This window comes from Enterobacter sp. RHBSTW-00994 (genome assembly GCF_013782625.1).
GTDB lineage: Bacteria > Pseudomonadota > Gammaproteobacteria > Enterobacterales > Enterobacteriaceae > Enterobacter.
Map to the genome: position 1 here is coordinate 147,721 of NZ_CP056199.1, position 16,424 is coordinate 164,144.

16 protein-coding genes are annotated in these 16,424 nt (G+C 52.0%); 5 read left to right on the plus strand and 11 right to left on the minus strand.

Translation table 11 applies throughout. From position 1 onward, the window contains the following. The first annotated feature begins 135 nt into the window (after positions 1-135). Positions 136-1,287 (plus strand): L-threonine dehydrogenase, encoded by a 1,152-nt coding sequence (gene yiaY, locus HV346_RS00705; protein ID WP_181621740.1) that lies wholly within the window; start codon positions 136-138, stop codon positions 1,285-1,287. Positions 1,288-1,325: 38 nt separating this feature from the next. On the opposite strand, the gene HV346_RS00710 is transcribed toward yiaY, so the two are convergent. Next, positions 1,326-1,763, minus strand: a complete 438-nt coding sequence (locus HV346_RS00710; protein ID WP_181621741.1) for a glyoxalase — start codon at positions 1,761-1,763, stop codon at positions 1,326-1,328. Positions 1,764-1,927: 164 nt separating this feature from the next. On the opposite strand from HV346_RS00710, the gene aldB reads away from it, so the two are divergent. After that, positions 1,928-3,466: an aldehyde dehydrogenase AldB gene (aldB, locus tag HV346_RS00715; RefSeq protein ID WP_181621742.1), complete on the plus strand. Its 1,539-nt coding sequence runs from the start codon at positions 1,928-1,930 to the stop codon at positions 3,464-3,466. Here the strand turns inward: aldB and HV346_RS00720 are convergent. Then, complete coding sequence (locus HV346_RS00720; protein ID WP_181621743.1) at positions 3,463-4,428, minus strand: LysR family transcriptional regulator; 966 nt, start codon at positions 4,426-4,428, stop codon at positions 3,463-3,465. The two genes, aldB and HV346_RS00720, sit on opposite strands and share 4 nt — an antisense overlap. A gap of 116 nt (positions 4,429-4,544) precedes the next feature. Here HV346_RS00720 and HV346_RS00725 point away from each other — a divergent pair, with 116 nt between their 5' ends. Further along, complete coding sequence (locus tag HV346_RS00725) at positions 4,545-5,285, plus strand: MipA/OmpV family protein (protein ID WP_181621744.1); 741 nt, start codon at positions 4,545-4,547, stop codon at positions 5,283-5,285. 227 nt (positions 5,286-5,512) lie between these two features. On the opposite strand, the gene araD is transcribed toward HV346_RS00725, so the two are convergent. Genes araD through yiaK form a run of 8 tightly spaced genes read right to left on the minus strand, consistent with a single transcriptional unit; the run spans position 5,513 to position 13,073 of the window. Continuing rightward, positions 5,513-6,208, minus strand: a complete 696-nt coding sequence (gene araD / locus HV346_RS00730) for an L-ribulose-5-phosphate 4-epimerase (protein ID WP_181621745.1) — start codon at positions 6,206-6,208, stop codon at positions 5,513-5,515. Beyond that, a complete protein-coding gene (locus tag HV346_RS00735) occupies positions 6,202-7,062 on the minus strand; it encodes an L-ribulose-5-phosphate 3-epimerase (RefSeq protein ID WP_181621746.1) in 861 nt (286 codons plus the stop codon). Before HV346_RS00735 ends, araD begins: the two co-directional genes overlap by 7 nt. Next, positions 7,044-7,718, minus strand: a complete 675-nt coding sequence (ulaD, locus tag HV346_RS00740; RefSeq protein WP_181621747.1) for a 3-keto-L-gulonate-6-phosphate decarboxylase UlaD — start codon at positions 7,716-7,718, stop codon at positions 7,044-7,046. The genes HV346_RS00735 and ulaD overlap by 19 nt, the downstream gene beginning before the upstream one ends. Continuing rightward, entirely contained in the window at positions 7,715-9,220 is a 1,506-nt protein-coding gene (locus tag HV346_RS00745; RefSeq protein WP_181621748.1) for an FGGY-family carbohydrate kinase, read from the minus strand. The genes ulaD and HV346_RS00745 overlap by 4 nt, the downstream gene beginning before the upstream one ends. Positions 9,221-9,274: 54 nt before the next feature. Further along, positions 9,275-10,594 carry an MFS transporter gene (locus HV346_RS00750; RefSeq protein WP_181621749.1) on the minus strand — a complete coding sequence of 440 codons (1,320 nt, stop codon included), beginning with the start codon at positions 10,592-10,594 and terminating at the stop codon, positions 9,275-9,277. A gap of 47 nt (positions 10,595-10,641) precedes the next feature. Continuing rightward, the gene (locus HV346_RS00755) at positions 10,642-11,568 is read right to left on the minus strand and encodes a DUF4862 family protein (protein ID WP_181621750.1); all 927 of its coding nucleotides are present in this window, start codon (positions 11,566-11,568) and stop codon (positions 10,642-10,644) included. A gap of 27 nt (positions 11,569-11,595) precedes the next feature. Next, complete coding sequence (locus HV346_RS00760) at positions 11,596-12,063, minus strand: YhcH/YjgK/YiaL family protein (protein WP_181621751.1); 468 nt, start codon at positions 12,061-12,063, stop codon at positions 11,596-11,598. An 11-nt stretch (positions 12,064-12,074) separates the two neighbouring features. Next, complete coding sequence (gene yiaK, locus HV346_RS00765; RefSeq protein WP_181621752.1) at positions 12,075-13,073, minus strand: 3-dehydro-L-gulonate 2-dehydrogenase; 999 nt, start codon at positions 13,071-13,073, stop codon at positions 12,075-12,077. 226 nt (positions 13,074-13,299) lie between these two features. On the opposite strand from yiaK, the gene yiaJ reads away from it, so the two are divergent. Together yiaJ and HV346_RS00775 are read left to right on the plus strand one after the other, a co-directional pair. After that, the gene (gene yiaJ / locus HV346_RS00770; protein WP_181621753.1) at positions 13,300-14,115 is read left to right on the plus strand and encodes an IclR family transcriptional regulator YiaJ; all 816 of its coding nucleotides are present in this window, start codon (positions 13,300-13,302) and stop codon (positions 14,113-14,115) included. A 126-nt stretch (positions 14,116-14,241) separates the two neighbouring features. After that, positions 14,242-14,703 (plus strand): 4Fe-4S dicluster domain-containing protein, encoded by a 462-nt coding sequence (locus tag HV346_RS00775; protein WP_181623658.1) that lies wholly within the window; start codon positions 14,242-14,244, stop codon positions 14,701-14,703. A 361-nt stretch (positions 14,704-15,064) separates the two neighbouring features. Here HV346_RS00775 and avtA read toward each other — a convergent pair whose 3' ends face one another. Next, a complete protein-coding gene (gene avtA, locus HV346_RS00780) occupies positions 15,065-16,321 on the minus strand; it encodes a valine--pyruvate transaminase (protein WP_181621754.1) in 1,257 nt (418 codons plus the stop codon). Positions 16,322-16,424 lie beyond the last annotated feature (103 nt).

The window sequence follows — 16,424 nt, forward strand, 5'->3', positions numbered from 1 at the left end:
ATATTAATAAACACTTTCGTAGGCTTAAAATTATTCAACTTGCGAAAGTGCATACAAAAATAGGTTTTTGATCAACTTTTTAAATTTATCTTTTACGTATGCTTCCGGCTCTTTTTATTCCTTTGAGGAAATATCATGGCTGCATCCGTATTTTATATTCCGTCCGTGAATATTATTGGTTCTGATTCATTAGGCAGCGCAATGGATACCATGCGCGCTTACGGCTGGCGTCGCGCACTGATTGTGACTGATGCGATGTTGAGTAAGCTGGGAATGGCCGCTGAGATTCAAATTGCACTGAAAGAGCGCGATATCACCAGTGTTATTTATGATGGTACACACCCTAACCCGACGACTGCCAATGTGGCGGCAGGTCTGGCTATGTTAAAAGAAAATAAATGTGATTGTGTTATTTCCCTGGGCGGTGGTTCACCACATGATTGCGCAAAAGGTATTGCGCTGGTGGCGGCTAATGGCGGCGATATTCGCGATTATGAAGGGGTTGATCGTTCGGAAAAACCACAATTACCGATGATTGCCATTAATACCACCGCAGGCACGGCTTCTGAGATGACGCGTTTCTGCATTATTACCGATGAAGCTCGCCATATTAAAATGGCTATTGTCGATAAACATGTGACCCCGGTGCTGTCTGTAAATGATTCATCACTGATGGTCGGTATGCCTAAGTCGCTGACGGCGGCAACCGGTATGGATGCGTTAACCCACGCCATTGAAGCGTATGTCTCAATTGCCGCAACGCCGATTACCGATGCATGCGCGCTGAAAGCCGTGACCATGATTGCTGAAAACCTGATTCAGGCTGTTGAAGAGGGGAGTGATGCAGAGGCGCGTGAAGCGATGGCCTACGCGCAATTCCTGGCAGGAATGGCGTTTAACAATGCCTCTTTGGGCTATGTACATGCCATGGCGCACCAGTTGGGCGGGTTCTACGATCTGCCGCACGGGGTGTGCAACGCCGTGCTTCTGCCACATGTTCAGGTCTTTAACTGCAAGGTTGCGGCGGCTCGTCTGCGTGACTGTGCAAGCGCCATGGGTGTGGACGTTAGTCATATGGATGCTGAGCAGGGCGCTCAGGCGTGTATCGCAGAAATTCGTGCCCTGGCAGGCAAAGTGAATATTCCGGCTGGTCTGCGCGATTTAGGCGTGAAGGAAGAGGATATTCCTGTTCTGGCGACTAATGCTCTGAAAGATGCGTGCGGGTTTACTAACCCAATCCAGGCTACGCACGACGAAATCATGGCGATTTATCGCGCTGCAATGTAATTGTGTTTTACGGGCCTGTGAATACAGGCCTTTTTTACTTACCCGCGCAACCAGGGGGTAATCGTTACCCCGGTCAGCAGGCCTTCCGGGCTAAGTAACCGGGTGACGGTCTGTCCCCACGGTTCTTCCCGTTTTGCAATGAGCAAAGTGTACCCTTGTGTGATGAGTGCATCGGTTGCGGTGTCGATATCCTGCACTTCAAACTCGATCCAGGCCTGAGGAACAGGCACGTCTGCAGGCCATTGTTCTGAACCAAAACAAGAGCTGGCAGCCTGAGAAAGTGGCCAGAGCGCAAAGTGCTTCACACCGGAGAGTTGGTCCTGCTCCGTGAGCAAATAATCTTCGTTGCCTTCCATGGGCTTTAGCGGTAGCCCAAGTGTTCGCAGGTAAAAAGATGTACTGGTCTCGGTATGGCGGGTGATTGGCCCAAAACCTGCGACAAACAACACCTCGACACCTGTTATTTCATGTTCCATTTCCTCTCCCTGAAGATCGATTTGAGTGGCACATCACTATTACAAATTACGTTGTTGTTTACTCCTCTTTAATCCGTGATACCCGTCGTAAAGCTGTAAACGACTGGCGAGAAAATCGCCAGTCGTGACTACCCTTGTTAGACACCAACAGCAAGGAGATGGTCATGACGAATAATCCTCCCTCATCACGTATTCAGCCTGGCGAGTATGGTTTTCCCCTTAAGTTAAAACCCCGATATGACAACTTCATTGGCGGCGACTGGGTCGCGCCTGTCGACGGTGAATACTATTCGAACCTGACGCCTGTTACCGGTCAGCCGCTGTGCGAGATCGCCAGCTCAGGCAAAAAGGACATCGATCTGGCGCTGGATGCGGCACACAAGATTAAGGACCAATGGGGGCACACGTCTGTCCAGGACAGAGCCGCCATTTTGTTCAAAATTGCCGATCGAATGGAGCAGAACCTGGAGCTACTGGCCACGGCAGAAACGTGGGATAACGGTAAACCGATCCGTGAAACCATGGCTGCGGATGTGCCGCTGGCAATTGATCATTTCCGTTATTTCGCCTCCTGTATTCGTGCTCAGGAAGGGGGGATAAGCGAGGTGGATAACGACACTGTCGCTTACCACTTCCATGAACCTCTGGGCGTGGTTGGACAAATCATCCCGTGGAACTTCCCGTTGCTGATGGCGAGCTGGAAGATGGCCCCGGCGCTGGCGGCGGGCAACTGCGTGGTGCTTAAACCTGCACGCTTAACGCCGCTGTCGGTATTACTGCTGATGGAGGTGATTGGTGATCTGTTGCCGCCAGGGGTTATCAACGTGGTTAACGGTGCTGGTGGGGAGATAGGTGAATATCTCGCCACCTCAAAACGCATTGCGAAGGTGGCGTTTACCGGGTCAACAGAAGTCGGCCAGCAAATCATGCAGTATGCGACCCAGAACATCATTCCGGTGACGCTGGAACTGGGCGGAAAATCGCCGAACATTTTCTTTGCAGACGTTATGGATGAAGAAGATGCCTTCTTCGATAAGGCGCTGGAAGGGTTCGCGTTATTTGCCTTCAACCAGGGTGAAGTTTGTACCTGCCCAAGCCGTGCGCTGGTGCAGGAATCTATCTATGAGCGTTTTATGGAACGTGCCATTCGCCGCGTGGAGGCGATCCGCAGCGGTAACCCGCTGGATAGCGTCACACAGATGGGTGCGCAGGTTTCACATGGCCAGCTCGATACCATCCTCAATTACATTGATATTGGTAAGAAAGAGGGGGCAGACGTTCTGACCGGTGGGCGGCGTAAGTTGTTAGGGGGGGATCTCAACGAGGGCTACTATCTTGAGCCGACCATCCTGTTTGGTAAGAACAACATGCGCGTCTTCCAGGAGGAGATTTTTGGCCCGGTACTGGCTGTGACAACCTTCAAAACGATGGAGGAAGCGCTGGAGATTGCCAACGATACGCAATATGGGCTGGGTGCTGGCGTCTGGAGCCGCAACGGTAATTTGGCCTATAAAATGGGACGTGGAATTCAGGCCGGACGTGTCTGGACCAACTGTTATCACGCTTACCCGGCACACGCGGCATTTGGTGGTTACAAACAGTCGGGGATTGGGCGCGAAACGCACAAAATGATGCTGGAGCATTACCAGCAAACGAAGTGTCTGTTGGTCAGTTATTCTGATAAACCGCTCGGGCTGTTTTAATCATCCAGTCCAGGCCGCCCTCTGGCGGCCTGGCTGATTTGCTGGCGCAGGCAGTTTAGTACGCCATCCAGGACGTATTGTACTCGCCAGGGTTGATATTCGCGTTTGCGGAATATGGCGGTGAGATCAAGCCACCACTCTTCCTGATGGGGGAAGCATGGCACGAGTGAGCCATGTTTAAGCTCTTTTCTCAGGCTCTCTTTGGGGGCGAAAACAATGCCAAGGTTATTTCTGGCCAGTTCCAGCGCGGCCTGAGTATTATCGCAAATATAATTCCCGGTGACTTTGTAATCGAGAATATCATCGCTGCCATGTGCCCTGAAACGCCAGATGTTAGCATCATCAACCAGCATCGAGTCGATTAATATACACGAGTGATGAATTAATTCATCAGGGCCACTTATTGGGTTTTTATTTAAATATTCTTCGGTGGCAAAAGCGGTGACGGAATATTTGGTAAGGACGCTTGCCACCAGATTTTCATCTTTTGGCGGTGCATAGGTAATTAAAATATCGCAGTCGTCGGGAAATGATACACCCTCAGAAAATTCATTACGATCAAGATTATATGTTTTCAACGAGAGACGGATATCGCCGATCTCTTCAATCTTGTGAATCACATGGCGAGCCAGATAGGTCACGATACCGGTAGGCGCATAGATGGTGACTTTTCCTCGTTTTTCATGTTTGTAATCTGCAATAAAATTAATGAGTTGGCTATTTTTTTCCAGTGAAGCATTTACATAGGGTAGTAAAGCCTCACCAAACTGTGTAAGCGCCAGCTGGCGGGTGGTGCGTTCAAAAACCTTTAGGCCAACACGCGTTTCAAAATCAGATAAATATTTACTCACATTGGCCTGCGCCATCCCTAATAATGCAGCGGCATCACCAATGCTGCGAGTCGCGGCAATGACTGAAATCATTTTCAATTCACGAGGTTTTAATTGTAGTTTATTCATCATGCGCGCTCATCTATATGATTTTATATATAATATTATATAAACTGCGTCGTTGCATTGGTAAATTTGTAACCATTATTATTCGCCCCGCTTGATTGGCGTATAATGGATTGCATGGAATGATTATCAAAAAGAATTTGCTCATCGCCGCCGCATTATTTTCGACATCATCAGCGATGGCTGATGAGTTTTCCCTTGGCGCAGGGGCAGTATTTAATGAATCACCGTATAAAGGGTATAACGAAAACACCTCAGCCGTACCGTTAATCAGTTATGAAGGTGATCACTTTTATGTTCGCCAGACTGCGGCCGGCTGGATTGTGTGGAAAGACAGCAAAAATGAAATTAGCCTGACCGCAGCCTGGATGCCGCTGCATTTCGATCCTGACGATAATGATGATCATGCCATGAAACAGTTGGATGAACGTAAAGCCTCTGTGTTTCTGGGCGGTGCATATTATCGTCATGAACACTGGGGTAGCCTGAAATTCGCGGTTGGCGCTGACGCGATGGATGAAAGTGGGGGGGTCGTCGGTGAGTTGTCCTATTTCCATCCTCTGCGCATGGAACGTCTGACCCTGACTCCTTCCGTAGGTGTTTTCTATTATGACGAAAGCTTCAATGACTACTATTACGGTGTTTCCGGCAGTGAGTCTCGCCGTAGCGGTCTGAATGAATACGCCGCAGGCGACAGCTGGAGCCCGTATATTGGCCTTTCCGCCAAATATCAACTGACGCAGAGCCTGTTCGTCAATGCCAGCGCGGTGTATACCGTATTGCCCGATGACGTAAAAAACAGCCCAATGGTTGACCGTGATGACAGTTTCGTCCTGATGACGGGGATGAGCTGGCGTTTCTGAGGGATGAGAACAGCACCCAGGAACGAGGCTTGAGCCTGATTTGCCTGGCGCTGCTGCGCTTATCTGATCTGGCGGGTTTTCTCAGATCCACATAAGCGCAACGCCGCCGGGCATTTTATTGCAGCAGTAGCTGCAATTTTTTTAGCAATATCACGCGTTATGCTTTCTTTCCACTCAGGGTTTTCCATGCAGGAGTAACACCAGGCGAACAGTGCAGGATGTTGCGGTTATTGTCCGTAATACGCATTCGCCCCGTGTTTGCGCAGATAGTGTTTATCCAGTAGCTCCTGCTGCATCACCGGAAGCTGAGGAGCAAGCTGGCGCGAAAACAGGCCCATATAGGCGCACTCCTCCAGTACCACAGCATTATGCACGGCATCAGCGGCATTTTTCCCCCAGGCAAATGGGCCGTGGGAGTGAACCAGTACCGCCGGGATCTGCATGGGGCTCAGGTCGCGCTCTTCGAAGGTTTTGATGATCACTTCCCCTGTCTGGTATTCGTATTCACCTTCAATTTCTGTCGTGGTCATCAGACGCGTGCAAGGGATTGCACCGTAGAAGTAGTCGGCGTGCGTGGTTCCCCAGGCGGGTAAATCCAGCCCCGCCTGTGACCAGATGGTAGCGTGGCGCGAGTGGGTATGGACAATACCGCCAATTTCCGGGTAACGACGATACAGTGCGAGGTGGGTTGGCGTATCGGAAGAGGGTTTTTTACTGCCCTCCACCACGTTTCCCGTAGCAATGTCCACGACGACCATATCATTCGCGGTCATCACCTCGTACTCCACGCCGGACGGTTTGATCACCATCAGGCCGCGTTCACGATCAACGGCACTAACGTTGCCCCAGGTGAATGTCACCAGTTGGTGGGCCGGTAGCGCCAGGTTTGCCGCCAGCACTTCCGCTTTGAGTTGTTCTAACATGTCATGCCTCCTTCCTGCATACGAGCCTCTATCCAGCGACGCGCCTGTATAATTTCCAGAACCGGCTCTTTGGCTTTTTCGGTCCACATTTCAATGAGAAATGCCCCGCGATAATTCAGTTGATTCAGGGTGTTAAATACACCGACAAAATCAACACACCCTTCGCCGAATGGCACATCGCGAAACTGTCCAGGGCTTTGCTCGGTAACTGGCTGGGTATCTTTCAGATGGATGGCGGCGATACGGTCAATGCCCAGCGTGAGCTCGGCGGTGACATCGTTGCCCCACGCACTCAGGTTGCCGACGTCCGGGTACACGCTAAACCACGGTGAGGCCAGCATGTCATCCCACTTTTTCCATTTGCTGATGGAGTTCATAAACGCGGTATCCATGATCTCTACTGCCAGCATCACTTGTGCCGCAGCGGCCTGTTCCACCGCCCACGCCAGCCCTTCGGCAAAGCGTTGCTGTGTACCTTCGTCATGTTCTTCGTAATAAACGTCATACCCTGCCAGTTGAATGGTGCGGATGCCTAAATCCCGCGCCAGCCTGATGGCTTTCGTCATGATCTCGCGAGCACGTTCGCGTACGGCTTCATCCCGGCTGCCGAAGGGGAAGCGGCGGTGGGCAGACAAACACATTGACGGGATCGATACCCCGGTCTCCAGCATCGCCTCAACCAACGAAGCCCGCTGCGTCGTACTCCATTCGAGGCGCGACAAGCGCTCGTCGGTTTCATCTACCGACATTTCGACGAAATCGAAGCCGCAACTTTTCGCCAGAACCAGACGCTCCGCCCAGGTGAGGTCTTTCGACAGCGCTTTTTCATAAATGCCTAACGGGTGCTGGCGCATGATGATTCTCCCCAGATGTTGCGGATTTGCGTGTGGAATTCGTGTGCGACTTGCGGTGGATTGGCTGCGCCTGCCAGCGCCCGTCCGGCGATAAATGCCTTAACGTTGATCTGCTTAAACAGCGGCAGATCGGCAGGGGTAATACCGCCGGTAATGGAAAGCTGCAAACCGATATCCGACAGTGCTTTCATTTTGGCGAGATCCGCTTCCCCCCACTGCTGGCCGCTGGCCTGGGCATCACGCCCACGGTGGTAGATCGCCTGTTTCACTCCCACGCGATACCACGCACGAGCATCCTCCAGCGTCCAGTTGCCAAACAATTCCATCTGGATTTCGCCGCCGCAGGCTGTTGCTACCTCATGGCCTTTTTCGACGGTCGCCAGCGGTGCAGCGCAGATGATGGTCATCCAGTTCGCGCCAGCCCCAAATGCTTGCTGCGCCAGCGTTTCACCAGCATCAGCAACCTTCCAGTCGGCTACGATAATTTTCTCCGGGCACTGGGTGCGTAATGCCCGCACAGCGTTTAACCCTTCGGTCAGACACAAAATTGTGCCTGCTTCGACGATATCGACGTGGCCCTGCAACAGAGCGACATCACGCTGTGCCGCCGGAAGAGAGGTATGGTCGAGCGCCAGTTGAAGTAATGGTCGGCTCATAAGTCGTACTCCTTAATGCGGGCGTGATAGCCCTGTAATGCTGAAATCAGTCGCTGGTAACGGTGATATTTACGCTGGTAGGCCGCATGGGCGCACATGTCGGGTTCAACCACCCGGATATCATGTTTGAGGGCACGTTGTGCCGCGTAAAAATCGGGATAAATACCTGTGCCGACGAGGGCTGCCAGTGCCGCGCCGGAACAGCCTGTTTCTTCAACCTGTGGCAGTTCAATGGCCAGGCCGCTGACATCAGCCAGCATTTGCATCCACACATCCGAATGGGTTGGGCCGCCTGTAACGCGCAATGTCTGCACATGGGTAAAGCGTTCGAGCATGCGATTGAGGTGCGTCATATGGCTGAACACCACGCCCTCATACACGGCCTGCAACAGGTGTGCGCGGGTGTGTAAGGCCTGCATTCCGTAAAACCCGCTGGTCATTTCCAGCCCGGCATTACTGCCGTAGAGAAAAGGCAGGAAGAACACATCGCTTTCGGCTTTTGGCAGGCTGGCAACAGCCTGGTTTATCTCCCCGAACGACATGTCACCCCATTGCGCGGTCAACCATTCCAGATTGCCGGATGAGGTTGGACTGGCCTCGTGGACGATGTACTGCTGTGGGTGAACGTAACGGCCATACACATATGGAAAGGGTTCGTTATCGCGAATACCGTTAGCGATACCGCTGGTCACGGCCCAGGTTCCCATGACTGCGTTAAGCGTATTTTCATCGTGCAGTCCGGCGCAGATCGCGGTGGAAACCACATCAAACAGTCCACCAACGACGGGGGTTCCCGCCGTGAGACCGGTCAGTGCGGCTGCCTGAGCGGTGATTTCCCCGCAAATTTCTGCTGAACCGAAAATGGGTGGGAGTGCACTATCAATTTCACCGATCCCGAGCCAGCGAGTGAGCTGTGGATCGTATTTGCCGGTGTTCATGTTGTAGAGATTGGATTCCGAGATATTGCTCTCTTCACACCCTTTTACGCCCGTCAGACACCAGCGCAGATAATCGTGCGCCATCATTACGCAGCCGATCTGCTGATACCGCTGTGGCTCATTCTCTTTAACCCAGCGCAAAAGCGACGCAGGGTGTCCCGTCCAGAGCGTCTGGCGCGTGTGGGGATAGAGCGTTTCGGGAATACCGTCCTGCTGCCAGCGCTGCACAATATCCAGCGCTCTGCGATCTGATGAGAGCATGGCATGGCCTAGCGGCTGGTCATTTTTATCAAGAAGAAACAGCCCCTTACCCTGTGCAGAGATACCAATGCCCTTGATCTGTTCTCCACTGACGCTCGCTTTTTTGAGTAACAGCGCGACGGTTGCATGGCAGTGCTGCCAGAGCTGGTGCATATCCCGTTCGGCATAGCCGGGGCGTGGGCTGAGGGTGGCGACAGACCGCCGCTCAATACAGACTTCTTTTCCCTGGCTGTTATACAAACCGGCTTTCAGATAAGTACCGCCACAATCGATACCCAGCCAGAAGGGTTCTTTTTCACTCATCTTTGACTCTCTTGTATTTCACCCTCTCCCTGTGGGAGAGGGTGGTGTGAGGCATCAGGCTGCACGCTTATGCGGATTCACCGTGGGATTGGGTTCTGCACCGGCATCGCATTTCGCTGGTAACAGCAGCGCCAGCAGTGAGGCCAGAGCCAGGGAAATGGCCAGGCAGTAAACCCCGGCATCTTTGCTGTACAAGGTGATCAGCACGCCGACGGCATACGGGCCACAGAATCCACCGAGGTTACCCAGGGCGTTAATCACCCCGCGTGCACCGCCGGCCATCTCTGCACTGAACAGACGAGCCGGAATGGTCCAGAACACTCCCGCAGCGGATTGCAGGAAGAAGCCACAGCCCACCAGCGCGGCATAGGCCAGCCAGATGTTTTCTTTCAACGCGACGGAGAGGAACATACAAATCGCAAAACCAATCAGCGGCAGTGAGACGAACAGCTTGCGCTTGCCTGTGCGGTCAGACAGTGTGGAGAACAGGAACATACCTGCAATTGCACCGATGTAAGGCAGTACAGCAAGCATTCCGACCTGACCAATGCTGGAATGTGTCAGCTCTTTCAGGATGGTGGGTAGCCAGAGGGTATAACCGTAAATTCCGGTCTGGTAGAAGAAGTTAAGCGCGATGAGCTGCCACATGGTTTTGTCGGACAGCACTGCACTCAGCGACGCGTTTTTCACCTCTTTACCCGCAATGGCGCGTTGCTCCGCCGCCAGGGTTTGCACCAGATAGTTTTTCTCTGCCTCGGAGATCCAGCGCGCTTCCTGTGGTCGGTCATAGACTGTCAATGCCCACAGTACCAGCACAACAATAGACATCAGACCTTCGATGATGAACAGCCAGCGCCAGTCGAGTGCAGTAATGATCCATCCGGATAGCGGTGCGGTGATGATTCCCGCAATAGGAACAAACATAATCACAATGGCGTTAGCGCGGCCCCGTTCGGCATCCGGGAACCAGTTACTGATCATCGTGAGCACAACCGGTAGCATCCCGCCTTCTGCCACCCCGAGTAAAAAGCGCAGTACCAGCAGTTGGTACTGGTTGGTGACGACACCGGTCAGTACCGAAATGACCGCCCAGGCAACCAGCGACCAACCGATGAATTTTTTACCACTGCCGTGTACGGCAATCTTGCCGCCGGGAACTTGCAGGAACAGATAACCGATGAAGAATATCCCGCCAGCCAGACCTGCCATGGTGGCAGAAATACCCAGCTCTTCATCCATGCCGCCAGGCATAGCAAAAGCGATGTTCACACGGTCCATATAAGAAATAATGCAGGCAATGAGAATCGGTGGGATGATTCTGAGCCAGCGCTGACGCGGAATATCCGCATGTTGGGCATTAGAGGAAGTGTTCATATTTAACGTCTCATTAAATGTAACCGGAAAAAGATTATTTTTTATTGTTATTTCGTTGCTTTATTTAGAGCGCTAATACCGTCGCGCAAAATGGCGATGCGATGGCTGACGTCAGCATTAGCATTTATTTCCAGTAATTTAATACCGGAGAATTTCAATGTTGCGGTGTTCGCCGCAGTAAATAATGTTTTTGCATGATCAGTTGTCATTAAACTGTCGGCGCAGAATGAAGAAAAGGGTGCGTGGAGATCCTGCCAGTCACCATACTCCCCGCCTGCAGTTGTACCCGAAAACATCAATGCGCCCAATTTTCCAGCGTTGAGCGTGGCCTGGACATGCTCGAGGGGTAAGGTCGTATTGCGTCCTTCAATGGCTGAGCGTGCCCAGTTAATACACACGCTGATGTCTGTTGCTTTTACCACATCCAGCACCTGCGCTAACGGTAAAAACCCTTTGCGTGGTGCGCTGCCGGTCATGGCATCACAATGTTCAAGTACCAGATCGCATGACCAGTCCCAGCTCACGATTTCGCGGATGGAGCGGGAGAAGGCGTCAGTCGCTTGATCAACCGACACGTTACCTGCCTGAGGCGCTGCCTGCATCTCAAGCGTGATCACTTTTCCTGGATAACGAGCATTCACCGCATGAATTTTCTGACGCAAGTGGCGGTAAAATTCGATGCTGGCTTTGCGTTGATCTTCATCGGCAGAGGCCAGGCCAAACCCGCCGTTCGTGCCACGGCGTCGCATGGTTTCCATGACTGCAGTGACCACGATTTGCCAGTCCCCTGGCGTGTGACGAAACAGCCATTCATCACCATAAGGGTGGAGATCCTCAAGGCAAGGCTGTTCCAGACCGCGGATATGCGGCGTATCAGCAAGTTCTCGCCAGAATGCCTGTTCTTCTTGTTCCCCTTTCTGGTGAAACGAGGGTGCGCAGGGGTACGCACCAATGATAAAACCGGCGTGATTCATGGTATTTTCCTGTATTGATCAGATGAATTAATTTAATTCGCTGATAGCCACTTTCACTACAATCTTACGAATTGCAGATTCCTTGTTTTTAATACAGGCAGGACGGTGTACATCCTGCGGGAAAAATATGGCGTAACTGCCTGGTATCATTTCTATAAACGATTCATTTTCACTGGCGTGATAAAAGATAATATCGCGCTGTTCCAGAAGTGATTCGCTTATTTCGTTATTGCCGGTATCAATGGCAATACCAATTTTTTCTTCGCCCCATGCCAGAAATTGAATATCAAGATAGCGGCGGTGTACTTCAGGCCGGTTCTCGTGCTGCTCTCTGGTGTGGAGATCGAGCACCTGCGCAAAGATGTTGCGCCCGTCGATCTCTACCACGCCTGGCGCAAGCGTTGAGAAATCCGTGGTGCGCAGAAAATCGAGCGCTTTTTCAATCGCCAGCGGCAGGCGACAGGGGTTTGGTTGCGAAATATGTCCGAATATCATGATGTCACTCCTTACAGCGACTGAATTTTCGCCCACACGCTGTCGTCGACCGTAATGCCGTTGCGGCGGTTTTCTTCGAGCAGACGCGTAAATTCATGCCCTGGCAGACGGATAGCGACGTTTTCGTCGGAACGGTCGGCGGTGGTGATGAAATCCATGATCCGCTGGAGTTTGGCGTCACGGGTTGGGCCGTCAATCAGCTTATCGACTTCAATGGCGATGAAGATCTGCGACACGCCATACTCATCGCTGTTGTCCTGAGTGACTTCTGCCACGGATGAGCCGTTTGAGAGCAGGGTGGCGATCATGTCGAGCACGATGGATAAACCGGAGCCTTTCCAGTAGCCCATTGGCAGGATGCGACGGTTTTTCTCGATCACGCCAGGCTCTTTTGTGAGGTTGCCTTCATCATCAAATCCGCCATCTACCGGCAGTTCGCGCCCGGCCAGGCGATTCACTTCCAGCATGCCGTAGGAGAACATCGACATGGACATGTCTACCATCGTGATAGGCGTGGAGGGGATGGCGACGATCAGCGGGTTTGTCCCGATACGACACTCTTTTGCGCCCCACGGTGGCATAACGGCAATAGAGTTGGTCCAGCAGATCCCGATGTAACCTTTCTCGGCAGCCTGCCAGCCGTAGCTACCGCCACGCATCCAGTGGTTCGCATTACGCAGTGCCACCAGGCCAATTCCGTGGTCGGAGGCCAGCTCGGTGGCGCGATCCATCATCTTTTTCGCCGTCAGATTGCCGATTGAACGTTGGGCATCCCACTGTTCGATCGCACCCAGCGTGGTGACACGCTTCGGCTGGGCGTCAGGAATAATGTCGCCAGCATCGAGTTGCTGGATAAAACGTGGAAAACGATTCACGCCATGAGAATAGACGCCGGATTCTGTGGTGCGGGCAAACATTTCAGCGCACGCCTCAGCGGTGTCGGCTTTCACTCCGCGATCGAGCAAAACCCGATTGAACGCGTTTTTTAACTCTTCAAAGGTCACTTTCATCCCTGTTCTCCTGTTCTTTTTTAGGGGGAGGTGTGAGTGCTTTTTTATCTCTAAATTTCACTATGCGAAATCTGATTTCAAATATAGCGATCAATTTTTGTCAGATCAACGACATTCATGTTTTTCAAAATCGATTAAAATCAAATGGTTGTGTTTTTTATGCTGAGATCGTGAACTGAGCCACACTTTGCGCTACCATCAGGGCGCGATAAAAAGGAGCTATTTAATGAGCATGAAAGAGAGCGAAATGACGCAAGAAAAAGAGAGGCCAGCCGGTAGCCAGAGCTTGTTTCGCGGCCTGATGCTGATTGAGATCCTCAGTAACTATCCGAATGGTTGTCCGCTAGCGCATTTATCTGAGCTTGCCGGGCTAAACAAGAGCACCGTGCATCGGTTGCTGCAAGGCCTGCAGTCGTGCGGCTATGTGACCCCAGCGCCTGCGGCGGGTAGCTATCGCCTGACCACGAAATTTATCGCCGTGGGGCAAAAAGCATTGTCGTCACTGAATATTATTCATGTGGCGGCTCCACACCTTGAAGCGCTGAACATCGCGACCGGCGAAACGGTGAATTTCTCCAGCCGGGAAGATGATCACGCCATTCTGATTTATAAGCTGGAACCGACGACCGGGATGCTGCGTACGCGCGCTTATATCGGCCAGCATATGCCGCTGTATTGTTCCGCGATGGGTAAAATCTACATGGCGTTTGGCCATCAGGATTACGTCGCGAGCTACTGGGATAGCCACCAGGAGCAGATCCAGCCGCTGACCCGCAATACCATCACTGAACTGAGCGCGATGTATGATGAACTGGCTGAAATCCGCGATCACAGTATGGCGATGGATAAAGAAGAGAATGAGCTGGGGGTATCCTGTATCGCTGTGCCAGTCTTTGATATTCATGGCCGCGTGCCATTCGCGATCTCCATTTCTCTTTCCACATCCCGCATGAAGCAGATTGGTGAAAAGAACTTGCTGAAACCTCTGCGTGAAACTGCTGAAGCCATCTCGCGCGAACTCGGCTTCACCGTTCGCGATTAAGCTTCTGGCAAAAGGCCAGATACGATGGCAGATGCCACAAATCTGGTCTCTTTCCCTTGCGCGATCAAAGCGCGACTTTCCGCTTTTCTGGCAATCTGGTTTTTTACCAATGGACGGAGCCGGGAAATGAACCGTTTTATTCTTGCGGATTCGGGAAAATGTATAGGTTGTCGCACTTGTGAAGTGGCTTGTGTCGTGGCGCATCAGCCCGAACAAGATTGCGCCCGGCTTTCGTCAGAACGCTTCGTCCCGCGAATTCAGGTTGTCAAAGGGAGTACCTTTTCCACTGCGGTTGCCTGCCATCACTGCGAAGATCCACCCTGCGGTAATGTCTGCCCTACAGGGGCAATTCGTCGTGAACGGGACAGCATCAGCGTCGATCAGCAGCGCTGCATTGGTTGTAAAAGTTGCGTCCTGGCGTGTCCGTTTGGCGCGATGCAGGTTGTTATGCAGGATGCTCACGCCCAGGCGATTAAGTGCGATTTATGTCAGCATCGCACGCAAGGACCGGCATGCGTTGAAGCGTGCCCGACTCAGGCGCTGTCTTGTATTGATGTCACCCCGCTACGCGCGGCAAGGCTACAGTAATTTATTGAAATTACATGAAAATGTCAGGTTATCGTCCCCGTCATCTCCTGCCAATACCGGATGTTGTGAACTGATGTGGGCCATTGGTATTCAGTCCCGGCGCAGGATAACGGGTGTGCTGATTCAGTGAGTCAGATGATAGGTGTGACCGTGTAGTCTGGCCTGAAGAGCGTAATCATCCTGCCTGTCGCTGTAATCCACGCCTTCTGTGACGTTAAATTGCGTTTTTTTTGTCAATACAATGGGATAGCCAAAATGCACCCCGCTGTTTATTTTTTCCGCAGTCGAAGAGGATTTATCATTAATTCAAGTTGCCGAGCGCGAAAAATAAGGCTCTTCGATTTGAAGAGCCTTATTTCTGTTAACAATGGCTTTCTTGCCAGGCAATGTTGATCTCTTCGGCGAGGATTTTCACTCCTGCTTCAATCTTCTCAGGGTCTGGGACATAGTTCATGCGCATACACTGGTGTGTGTGCGGCCAGGGTTTATCCAGCCCTGGGAAGAAATAGTCACCAGGAACCATCAAGACACCACGTTTTTTCAAACGCTGATAGAGCAATTCGGTCGTGACAGGCAGGTCTTTAAACCATAACCACAGGAATATTGCCCCTTCTGGTTTATGTATCAGGCAACGTTCTTCAGGCAAATAGCGACGAATGATCGCAATCGTCTCCTGAACTCGCTGGTAATAGAAAGGTTTAATGACGTCATTGGACAGACGCAGCAGGTCATTGCGTTTGATCATCTCGCACATCATCGCCGGGCCGATGCCGCCGGGTGAGAGACTGATAATGCCATTCATATTGGTAATAGCAGTGATGATTTTTTCATTGGCAATGATGATCCCGCAGCGACTGCCAGGAAGCCCGAGTTTGGAGAGGCTCATACACAACACGATGTTCGGATTCCACAGCGGACGGGCTTCGCTGAAGATAATGCCAGGGAACGGTACGCCGTAAGCATTATCGATGACCAGCGGGATGCCATGTTGATTGGCCAACATATCCAGCTTTATCAACTCGTCATCGGTAATCACGTTGCCGGTTGGGTTGGTTGGGCGCGACACGCAGATCATGCCCGTATCTTCACCAATGTGTAGATGCTCGAAATCGACGTGATATTTGAACTGACCTTCCGGGAGCAGCTCGATATTGGGACGCGCGGAGACAAACAGATCTTCTTCCAGGCCTGAATCGGCATAACCGATATACTCCGGAGTGAGCGGGAAGAGCACTTTTTTGGTACTGCCGTCGGCGCGGCGTCCTGCGAACAGGTTAAACAAGTAGAAAAATGCGCTTTGGCTGCCGTTTGTCAGTGCAATATTCTGTGGATCAATATCCCAGCCTAGCTCTTCGCGTAGCATGTCTGCGAGCAACGTAAGTAGCTCGGTTTTCCCCTGAGGCCCATCGTAATTGCACAGCGCCTCAGTGGCTTTTCCGCTTTCCAGCATCTGAGCCAGCAGAGTCTGGAAATATTCATTCATGGCCGGGATTTGTGCCGGGTTTCCGCCGCCGAGCATGATTGCGCCCGGTGTGCGCAGCCCGTCGTTGAGATCCTCCATCAGGCGGGTAATGCCTGAATGGCGGGTAAATTTGTCGCCGAAAAGTGAAAACGTCATAGCAGGTGATCTGTCGGGCTTATTTTAAAAGTGGGTAACCATAACGCTAGCATCGTGCGGGTGCAAATCGAGAGATGTGGCTTGGTTTGTTGTTTTGTTTGGT